Annotated in this window: 10 protein-coding genes and 1 pseudogene; 2 read left to right on the forward strand and 9 right to left on the reverse strand. The window is 36.2% G+C overall.

The window, feature by feature from the left end:
• The 3 genes and pseudogenes from M901_RS05625 to M901_RS05635 all read right to left on the reverse strand — a co-directional run.
• Nucleotides 1-269 (reverse strand): annotated as a pseudogene (locus M901_RS05625) (hypothetical protein); the annotation flags it as partial.
• Nucleotides 270-305: 36 nt separating this feature from the next.
• Entirely contained in the window at nucleotides 306-1,427 is a 1,122-nt protein-coding gene (gene recA / locus M901_RS05630; protein ID WP_021277225.1) for a recombinase RecA, read from the reverse strand.
• Nucleotides 1,428-1,604: 177 nt separating this feature from the next.
• Nucleotides 1,605-2,096: a phosphatidylglycerophosphatase A gene (locus M901_RS05635; protein WP_021277216.1), complete on the reverse strand. Its 492-nt coding sequence runs from the start codon at nucleotides 2,094-2,096 to the stop codon at nucleotides 1,605-1,607.
• A 46-nt stretch (nucleotides 2,097-2,142) separates the two neighbouring features.
• Between M901_RS05635 and M901_RS05640 the strand changes: the two genes are divergently transcribed.
• A complete protein-coding gene (locus M901_RS05640; protein WP_021277217.1) occupies nucleotides 2,143-3,369 on the forward strand; it encodes a TIGR04552 family protein in 1,227 nt (408 codons plus the stop codon).
• Here the strand turns inward: M901_RS05640 and M901_RS05645 are convergent.
• The 6 genes from M901_RS05645 to M901_RS05670 are packed head-to-tail and all read right to left on the reverse strand — an operon-like array spanning nucleotide 3,361 to nucleotide 8,038.
• Nucleotides 3,361-4,251, reverse strand: coding sequence for an alpha/beta fold hydrolase (locus M901_RS05645; protein WP_021277220.1), 891 nt, complete (start codon nucleotides 4,249-4,251; stop codon nucleotides 3,361-3,363). The two genes, M901_RS05640 and M901_RS05645, sit on opposite strands and share 9 nt — an antisense overlap.
• The gene (locus M901_RS05650) at nucleotides 4,235-4,669 is read right to left on the reverse strand and encodes an FHA domain-containing protein (RefSeq protein ID WP_021277224.1); all 435 of its coding nucleotides are present in this window, start codon (nucleotides 4,667-4,669) and stop codon (nucleotides 4,235-4,237) included. Before M901_RS05650 ends, M901_RS05645 begins: the two co-directional genes overlap by 17 nt.
• Nucleotides 4,670-4,694: 25 nt before the next feature.
• Nucleotides 4,695-6,770, reverse strand: a complete 2,076-nt coding sequence (locus tag M901_RS05655; protein ID WP_021277222.1) for an ATP-dependent DNA helicase RecG — start codon at nucleotides 6,768-6,770, stop codon at nucleotides 4,695-4,697.
• Nucleotides 6,757-7,233, reverse strand: coding sequence for a transcription elongation factor GreA (greA, locus tag M901_RS05660; protein WP_021277215.1), 477 nt, complete (start codon nucleotides 7,231-7,233; stop codon nucleotides 6,757-6,759). The genes M901_RS05655 and greA overlap by 14 nt, the downstream gene beginning before the upstream one ends.
• 14 nt (nucleotides 7,234-7,247) lie before the next feature.
• On the reverse strand, nucleotides 7,248-7,547 hold the full coding sequence (locus M901_RS05665; protein ID WP_034720689.1) for a hypothetical protein: 300 nt from the start codon (nucleotides 7,545-7,547) through the stop codon (nucleotides 7,248-7,250).
• Complete coding sequence (locus M901_RS05670; protein ID WP_021277223.1) at nucleotides 7,547-8,038, reverse strand: hypothetical protein; 492 nt, start codon at nucleotides 8,036-8,038, stop codon at nucleotides 7,547-7,549. Before M901_RS05670 ends, M901_RS05665 begins: the two co-directional genes overlap by 1 nt.
• 62 nt (nucleotides 8,039-8,100) lie before the next feature.
• Between M901_RS05670 and M901_RS05675 the strand changes: the two genes are divergently transcribed.
• The coding region (locus M901_RS05675; protein ID WP_021277218.1) for an AarF/ABC1/UbiB kinase family protein at nucleotides 8,101-9,115 on the forward strand (1,015 nt) is incomplete at its 3' end.

A 9,115-nucleotide genomic window follows, 5' to 3' on the forward strand; every position in this document is an offset into this window, starting at 1 on the left:
TTCACTCTTGCTTCAATATAGTTATCTTCATTGAGAAACTTCTTGCTAACAAGATAAGCTATAATCTCATCTGCAATTTCTTTAGTTACAGATTTACTGAGAATCTTTAGCTTGAGCTTATATTTTGAATAATCTCTCTTTGTAAGGAGTTTAATGGCATACAGATAGCCAGTCTTAAACATCTCCTCATTATCGAGAGTTTCATCATTTTTGAGTTCTAAGTCTTGATACATATTAAGAGTGATGCCCCCTAAGATAAGATCTGACATTCGCCAGTAGCCTATATAAAGGGCATCTAAATTATTCTATTGAACAGTTTTCTTTGTAGATTTTTTCTTTGTCTTCTTTTCTTCAACTTCTGGAGTTGCTGGTTCTTCGATGATTTCACCCGTTGCTTCATCAACGATTGTGTTATCTTCCATTAGGCCGTGAAGAACAAGAACTTTGTTTTTGATTTCTTGTGCAATCTCTGGATTTTCAGCAAGGAAGTTCTTAGAGTTTTCTCTACCTTGACCAATTTTAGCATCTTTATAAGAGAACCATGCACCAGCTTTATCAACGATCTTATTTGCAACAGCTAGGTCTAGTAGGTCACCAGTTTGTGAGATACCTTGTCCATACATAATGTCGAATTCTACCACTTTAAATGGAGGAGCAACTTTATTCTTAACAACTTTTACTTTTGTTCTGTTTCCAAGAACTTCATCTCCATTCTTGATAGCACCAGTTCTTCTGATATCAAGTCTTACTGAAGAGTAGAACTTAAGTGCGTTTCCACCAGTAGTTGTTTCAGGGTTACCGAACATTACTCCAATTTTCATACGAAGTTGGTTAATGAAGATAACAGTAGTATTTGATCTATTGATTGAACCTGTAAGCTTTCTTAGGGCTTGAGACATAAGTCTTGCTTGAAGACCCATATGTGAATCACCCATATCTCCTTCAAGTTCTGCTCTAGGAGTAAGCGCAGCTACAGAGTCAACGATTAGAAGGTCAACGGCCCCAGATCTAACTAGCATATCTGTAATTTCTAGTGCTTGCTCACCACTGTCTGGTTGAGAAATAAGAGTATTTGGAATATCAACACCAAGCTTTGAAGCATAAGCCGTATCAAGCGCGTGTTCAGCATCGATGAAAGCAACTGTCCCACCGGCTTTTTGACACTCAGCTGCAATATGAAGAGTAAGAGTTGTTTTACCTGAAGATTCTGGACCGTAGATCTCAATGATTCTTCCTTTTGGAACACCACCGACACCTAGAGCAAGGTCTAGTCCTAGACAGCTTGTAGAAATCGCAGGGATTTTATCCGCTTTTTCTTCACTATCAAGTTTCATGATAGCGCCTTTTCCAAATTGCTTTTCAATTGTTGAAAGTGCAAGGTCTAGTGCTTTTGCTTTGTTCTTAGCTTCTGTTGTGTTTGTTGTCATAGGTAGATCCCCTTCAATTGCGTTGTTCTATCTTGTTAGCATTATTAATACTGTTGTACCAATGCAAAATGGCGCAGGCTTTTAAATTCCAAGCCCTTGTAATAATTGGGCGCCAAGTCACAAATAAATCAATTTTTGATTTGGTAGTTACTATTTTTAGCGTAAGTTATGCGTAAGTCAAGATAAATTTTCTAACAATTTAAATGTAAGAAGATAGAAGCCTCCGGCCAGAAAGCCGGCAACAATATCGTCAAAAAGCGTTCCTACAGCGTTCTTCATGTTGTCGAAGTAGCTAACAGGCCATGGTTTTAGAATATCAAAGATACGAAACCAAATAAAGGCAACGATAAAATGCGTAAGTTCATTGCTTTGTAGAAAGAGAACTGCGATCCACATTCCAATAACTTCATCAATGACAATCCATTTTGGGTCATGAACTTTAAATCTTTCTTCAGTTCTCTTAATAATAAAGATGCTTATGACAGAAAGCATTATCAAAAAAGGGACGAATAAGAAAAATGGAGGATTCATTTGACCTAGAAAATAAAGGGGAAGTAGAATAGCTAGGCTTCCCATTGTTCCTGGAAAGTACGGTGACATCCCAGAACCTAGGAATGTAAGAAATAAAATTTCTGGATCTTTTAATGTGATCTTGTTTTCTTCTGACATATGGGATTATTTTAACTTAACGACAATAAATTAAAAAGTAATAACAATGGCAAGACCAGAATATTTAAGAAATTACACTTTTGACTGGGACATCTTCGATGTTGCGGTAAGTGGAAAATCTGCACTCGATACTAAGTTTCTAACAGCACCTGTATTGGATGCTGATCAAGTGACGTCTTTTTTAAGAGGGTATGGGCTAGACCCAAATGACCCAGTCAGTAGAGCGGAACTATTTGGGAACTTCCAAGAATCAATGCAATTTATCAAGAGGTACTTTCTAAAAGAAGGAACTTCAGATGGCCTGGATCTCTCAATTCCAAGTGCACTATATATGGTGACAGATGTAAGAGATCTCTTTCTTATGGCCGCGGGGAATTCTGAATCTACTCATGAAGAAAAACTTTGGGCAGAGATCATTCTAAAGATTATGCATACGATTCTCCATGTTGATAAGGATTTAAGATCAAGCTATTTCAATGCTATTCAAACGCAAATCTTTGATCGTTACTACCGCTATCTACATAGAGATAGTGATAATAATCTCTACCTTAAATCAGGAGAGATTAAAATTCCTCTGATTGATTTTGAGACTAAGGCAAAGAAGACAAGGGATAGCGTAATTATTAAGCTTTTACATAAAGCTGAAAATGTCGCGGAAGAACTTTTTGATAGAGTTGGGATTAGACTAGTAACTAAGACCAAATTTGATTGCTTAAGAGTCGTAAAATTCTTAATCGAGAATAATGTTGTTATTCCACACAATATTAAGCCGAGTCGATCACTAAATACAATTATTGATCTAACTAAGTTTAGGCAGAAGTATAAGAATGTTATAAAGATGTCTCTAAGAAATGATCTAACTGAGGATCGTTTTTTAGCAGCTGTTAATAGAGAACTTGCAGAATGCGGTTTTGACGATGTTGAGTCAGATAGAAATGATCACTCGTCTAAAAGATATCGTTCGATTCAATTTACGAGTAGGCAGCTTATCCGCTATAAGAATCCATTTCTTAAAGACTTTATGGAGATTAGAAAAGAGGCCAAGGCCGACGAAGAGAGTCCTATTTCCAAAAAAATTCTGGCAATGGATACATCTTTAATCGCAAGAGATGTTAGATTCTTCTACCCGTATGAAATTCAGATTGTTGATCAAGATTCACATACTGAAAATACGCAAGGTGAGGCATCTCACCAAGAGTATAAGAGAGCACAAAAGATTTCTGCAATGAATAGAGTCTTTGGGAAATTGTTGGCCTATAAGGGTTTAAACTAATTTTCTAATAAAACTTAAGCTTCTTTCATTTATTGATTCAGGGAAATCTACCTGAGGTACGTGACTTCCATCTTTAACAATATAGAGAGTCGAGTTTTCAAGATATTTCTTTAGGATACGTTGAAGATAGTTTGGAATAATTTTATCTTTATCGCCCCCAATAATAAGAGCTGATGTCTTAATATTTTCGAGATCATTGATAACTGTATGGCGCTTCATTTCGGTTAGAAGATGAAAGAAAATATCCGGAGGAAGTTCTCCAATTTTTTTCATATAGTATTCAACAAAACTTGTCTCTGTCTTCTTAGTATTGAAACCACCTTGCCATACAAAGAAACGAGCAATAGGGTTCTTATACGAGTTTTTCCAAATATATTGATATAAGTCACTGAGACTATCTTTAACTTGATGAAGTACGGGCTCAGAAATATCCATAATATTTGAATCGAACATAACATCCTGAGGAGGGAAAACTGTTCCAGAAATAAGTACCATTCCCCTCAATTGATTTGGATACATTCTTGCGTATTCCAGAGTAACGTTTACTCCCATACTATGACCAAACATAATAGTTTTCTTTATGCCGAGCTCTTCAATAAGTGAGTGCATGTCGTTGGCAATATTTTTAAAAGTGACGCTCTTAACACCATCTTTTGAAGTCGATTCAAAATGACAGCGATAATCGTGAATGAGGACCTTATGGCCTTGCTCGTGGAAGAAGTCAGTCTGAAGCATGAAGTGTTCCACATTACAAACAAGGCCATAGTTAAAAACAATAACAGTGTCATTATCCGTTAGTTCTTTTGGATCGAAATTAATCTTATAGTGAATCTTCGTTTTCTCATCGACGTCATGATAGAGAGCTTTATTCTTCCAGAACATTATTATCCTTACTTATTTGATAAATAAATTCCTCTTCAATTGAAGAGATGAGATTCGCTAGGTCCTGATCCTTTATCTCTAGCTCTTCAATATATTTATAATACTCATTTGAATCCAGAAGATTAGTTAGGTCGTAATTCAGAATCTTTATTTCTGTTTGGCCGATCTCAATTGTGTCATTTGGTTTGATCAAAATTGTACCGGTAACCTTCTTTTGATTGTGGAGATAGTTAGCATCACATTCAAATATAAGGCCTCTTTGGGAAAGTCTAAAAAGAGCATGCTCTTTAGATAATTCTGAGTCATTAAGAATAATTGTATTCTTAAGGCTCCTGCCAAGAGTGATATGGTGTAGATGATAGGTAGTGACTCCGATACTTAAAAGATCTGGGGAGTCTACAATCTCGATTTGTATCATAGATCTATTTTAGATGATTCTAGGATTAAATAGTAGTGTAAATCTTTTCATCACTTGCTAAATTATTTTGATATGGAGTGAGATCATCAATGTGAGAAATATCTTGAATGACTCTATAGAGAATATCTTGGTGCATAATGATATTTGAAATTCGCTTCTGTGTAACAACTCCTGATTGTTCAGAACCAAAAAGGTCACCTTCTCCACGAATTTTAAGATCTTCTTCTGCAATCTTAAACCCATCATTATATTTTTCTATGACCTGAAGTCTATGCATTGTTTCAGGCTGGAGTATTCTGTCTGTAATAAGAAAGCAGAAACCGGGCTTTTCTCCACGTCCAACTCGACCACGCATTTGGTGAAGGGAACTTAAGCCAAACCTTTCCGGGTTTAAGATTCCCATGATAGTAGAATTAGTGACATCTATACCAACTTCAATAACTGAAGTTGCTACTAAAATATCAATTTTATGTTCACCAAAGTCCTTGAATGCTCTAGCCTTTTCTTCTGGTTTCATCTGGCCATGAAGTGGGGCAACTTTAAACTGTGGAAAGAAATGTTTAAACCTTTCTAAAGTGGTCTCAAGATTTTTTATATTTTGATCTGGAGACTCAGTAATTGCAGGCACAAGAATATAGGCCTGTTCGCCCATTTCTATTCTCGTCTTGAGAAACCCTAGAAACTTAGGAAAGTTTTCTGGAGTTACGATTCGAGTTTGTGAACCTTTTCTTCCACTAGGCATTGTTTTAATGATTGAAATATCTAAATCACCATACTGAGTGAGACTTAAGGATCTCGGAATAGGTGTTGCAGACATAATCAAACAGTGTGACCCAGCACCCTTTCCAACAAGTTTAAGTCTTTGCTCAACACCAAATTTATGTTGTTCATCAATAATAGAAAGCCCTAGATTCTTAAACTCAACACTATCTTGAAATAAAGAATGGGTGCCAATAATAAATTCAATCGTTCCATTCTTAAGTCCCTCGAGAACTTGATTTTTTTCTTTGGTTGAAGAGCTTCCTAAAAGTAGTGCAATTGAAATACCATCAGGAAGTACTTTATTGATACTCTCATAATGTTGTTGAGCAAGAGATTCTGTAGGACACATTAAAGCTGCCTGGTAGCCTTTTTTAATCGTTAAGTAGCTCGCAAGTACAGCAACTGTCGTTTTTCCACATCCTACATCTCCTTGGACGAGCCTCATCATAGGTGTACCGGAATCCATATCAGAGATGACATCTTTTAAAGTGCTCTTTTGATCATCAGTAAGCTCATAGGGATATAAGCTTTCTGATTTTACTAATTCATCTTGGCTTATCCCTAGTTGAATTCCTTGAAAGCTCTTACGAGACTTCTTTCTTAAATTGATCTTTACTTGATCATTGAAAAACTCTTCGTATATTAATCTTTCCTTAGACTTCTCAAAATCAGCTTCATTCCATTTTTCAATATCAATTTTTCCATGGAGATAGCGAAAAGCATCTTGTCGAGAAAAAAGACTATGTTTTTCTATAATTTCTTTCGGAAGATTTTCTTCGATTTCAAGCCATAGATAGGCCGGAATTTTATCTATAACTTTTTTTAGATGTACAGTGCTAACCGAGGCAATAGTAGGGTATTGGATTTTTAAACCAGTTTCACCTGCAAAACTCTCTGGTGAGTTGAATTCTGGGTTAGCAATTTGTACAACTCCATTAAATTCACTCACAACTCCCAGGAACTCTATTTCCTTGAGAGATTCTATTTTAGATTTAACTGAGCCGTAGCAATTAAAGAATTTTAAACTGAGAACGTCTCCAGAGAACTTATCCTGAACATTGGCCGTAATATTATATAGGGAGGCGCGACCTTTTCCCCTTGCCTTAAAATTAGGTCTTGCTTGAACTGAAACAACATGGCCTAAGCCTCTAAAGTAACTGCCAATATTAGCAAATTTAAAGGCCGCGACATCCGGAAGACGCACAATTTTCTTAGGGAGGACCCATAATAGGTCCTCCACTGTTTCGATATTTATACTATTAAGTTTTTCTACTGTTTTAGATTTTTTTGAGTAGAGATCAGAAATTGGGCTTGTAAGCGAGAGCTTATTTGTACTCAAATTCTTCTACCTCATATTCGATATTCCCTTTTGGGGCACGAACGATAACAGTGTCACCCTCTTCCTTTCCAATAAGGGCTTTCCCAAGAGGGCTGTTATATGAAATTTTACCTTGTTTCATGTCAGATTCTGATTCTCCAACAATCTGGTAAGTGTGAGATTCGTCAGTGTCAACATTTAGAATAGTAACCGTTGCACCAAAAACAATTCTATCTGCAGAAACAGTTGCTGGATCAATAACTTGAGCCGTCGCAATAATCCCTTGAAGTTGAGCGATTCTTCCCTCTACTTGAGATTGCTTTTCTTTAGCTGCATGGTATTCAGCATTTTCTTTAAGATCACCAAGTTCTCTGGCTTCACCAATTGTAACTTTAAGCTCTTCTCTTACCTCTTTTATGAGGTGATCTAGCTCTGCTTGAACTGCATCATGACCTGCTTTAGTGATTGGATTATCTTGTGACATAAAAAATACCTTCGTTAAATTTTAAAAAGTGCATTTGCAGCGGCCATTAAATCATCTTTTTCGTCACCACTTCCGCTGCCACCCTTAAGGATGAAGTAGTCACAGAAATTTGCTTTTTCTTTTTCTAAGATACGGTCCGCATTTGTTTCTTTGCATTCATTATACGCCGTTGGATCATAGAACTTACACATTTTACAACAGTGGAGGCTAGCATAGCAATATGGGCACTCTTCACTTCTTGTGATCTTTTGTGCTGGAGAAAGATCGAGGTCTTTACTACAGCTATAACATTGAATTTTTTGGGAAGCTTCCATTAAAAACTCCAGCTCTTCTCAAGATAAGCTCCTGGTGTAACCTGACCTTGTTCGTCGGTTTTTAGGAATATCTTCGGAAGATTTCTCTTATTGTATTCTTCTATTGCCTTATAGAGATATTGCTCATTAGAGCTCTCAATTGTTTTAGTGATAAGAAAGTTAACAAGTAGAGTTGAGGCTCCTGCAATTAGAAGCCCTTTTCTGTTCTTGTCATCAGCATTTGAGATAAAAGCAGTCAGAATCAAGCCCGTACCAATTGAGCCAATAATGGCCGGTCGCCATTTATCTTCAGATGAGGATTGGTACTTCTTGAGATACTCATAGGCCTTTTGATCTTTTTGGAGATGATAAGTTAAACCTTCCCCTTTTCTCGTTGAACTCGGATCAATAAGAACCTCTTGCTGGTTTATAATCGCAATACGACTACATGCTTCATCAGCAGAGACCATAACGTGAGTAAATAAGAGAAAAAGAATCAAGAAAATTTTCATAACTATTTTTACCACTATTGCTCATGATTATCAAAATTTGCTGTTCATGTTAAAATGGGCTCATGGGTTTAATAAGTACAGGTTTTAAGATTACAAAAACGATAAGAAATATTGGTCGACTTCGTGAGATTTCGACAATATTTGCCAAACATGGGTTTGACGAAATTCTATCTCAGGGAGTTTTAGCGAAGATTCCTGGATTTGTTTTACCGACATCCACTAAGAATCGCATGGCCGACGAATTGGCAAAAAAAGAAGAATCTTCATGGGCAGGATCAATTGGTTATCGTTTAAGGCTTTGTTTTGAAGAGCTTGGTCCAGCATTTGTTAAGTTTGGACAACTTCTTTCATCTCGTGAGGATATCTTTGATGAAGACTTTATTGAGCAAATGCAATTACTTAGAGACAAAGTTAGTCCTCTTCCTTTTTCAAAGGTTAGGGCATCTGTAGAAGAGTCTTTGGAAAAAAAGATTGAAGATGTATTTGAATATGTAAATGAAACTCCAATAGGGACAGCTTCGATAGGCCTTGTTTATGACGCTAAGTTAAAAACGGGAGAAAAAGTTGTTTTAAAAGTTAAGAGACCTGGTATTGATAAACTGATTGAAACAGATCTCTCAATTTTAATCTTTATCGCTACTCAGTCTGAAAGGGCCGGAGACGAAGTAAAGTATCTCGGACCATCTAAAGTTATTGAGGACTTTGCTGTTTCTTTACAAAATGAACTTAATTTTAATATTGAGTCACTTAATTGTGAAAGATTAAGAAAAATAATTTCAAAATATGACGAAGAAGAGCTCTTCTATCTTCCGAAGGTTTATAAGCAATATACTTCAGAGTCATTACTGGTAATGGAGTTAATCGAAGGGATTCCATTTAGTGATAAGCAACAAATCTCTGGAAAAATGGATGAATTAGAAGATAAGTTAAATAAAAGTGTTCATACATTTTTAAAAACTTTTTTAAATGAAGGCTTCTTTCATGCTGACCTTCATGGTGGAAACTTCTTTTATACAAATGAAGGGAAAATTGCACTCATCGATTTTGGGTTGGTCGGAAGTTTAAGTCGAACAGGAA

It is taken from the genome of Bacteriovorax sp. DB6_IX (genome assembly GCF_000447775.1).
GTDB lineage: Bacteria > Bdellovibrionota > Bacteriovoracia > Bacteriovoracales > Bacteriovoracaceae > Halobacteriovorax_A.

Excerpts from the sequence above, each read along its gene's own strand:
- M901_RS05665 (WP_034720689.1), bottom strand. The coding sequence starts at position 7,547 with ATGGAAGCTTCCCAAAAAATTCAATGTTATAGCTGTAGTAAAGACCTC.
- greA (WP_021277215.1), bottom strand. The coding sequence starts at position 7,233 with ATGTCACAAGATAATCCAATCACTAAAGCAGGTCATGATGCAGTTCAA.
- M901_RS05635 (WP_021277216.1), bottom strand. The coding sequence starts at position 2,096 with ATGTCAGAAGAAAACAAGATCACATTAAAAGATCCAGAAATTTTATTT.
- recA (WP_021277225.1), bottom strand. The coding sequence starts at position 1,427 with ATGACAACAAACACAACAGAAGCTAAGAACAAAGCAAAAGCACTAGAC.
- M901_RS05640 (WP_021277217.1), top strand. The coding sequence starts at position 2,143 with ATGGCAAGACCAGAATATTTAAGAAATTACACTTTTGACTGGGACATC.
- M901_RS05670 (WP_021277223.1), bottom strand. The coding sequence starts at position 8,038 with ATGAAAATTTTCTTGATTCTTTTTCTCTTATTTACTCACGTTATGGTC.
- M901_RS05645 (WP_021277220.1), bottom strand. The coding sequence starts at position 4,251 with ATGTTCTGGAAGAATAAAGCTCTCTATCATGACGTCGATGAGAAAACG.
- M901_RS05650 (WP_021277224.1), bottom strand. The coding sequence starts at position 4,669 with ATGATACAAATCGAGATTGTAGACTCCCCAGATCTTTTAAGTATCGGA.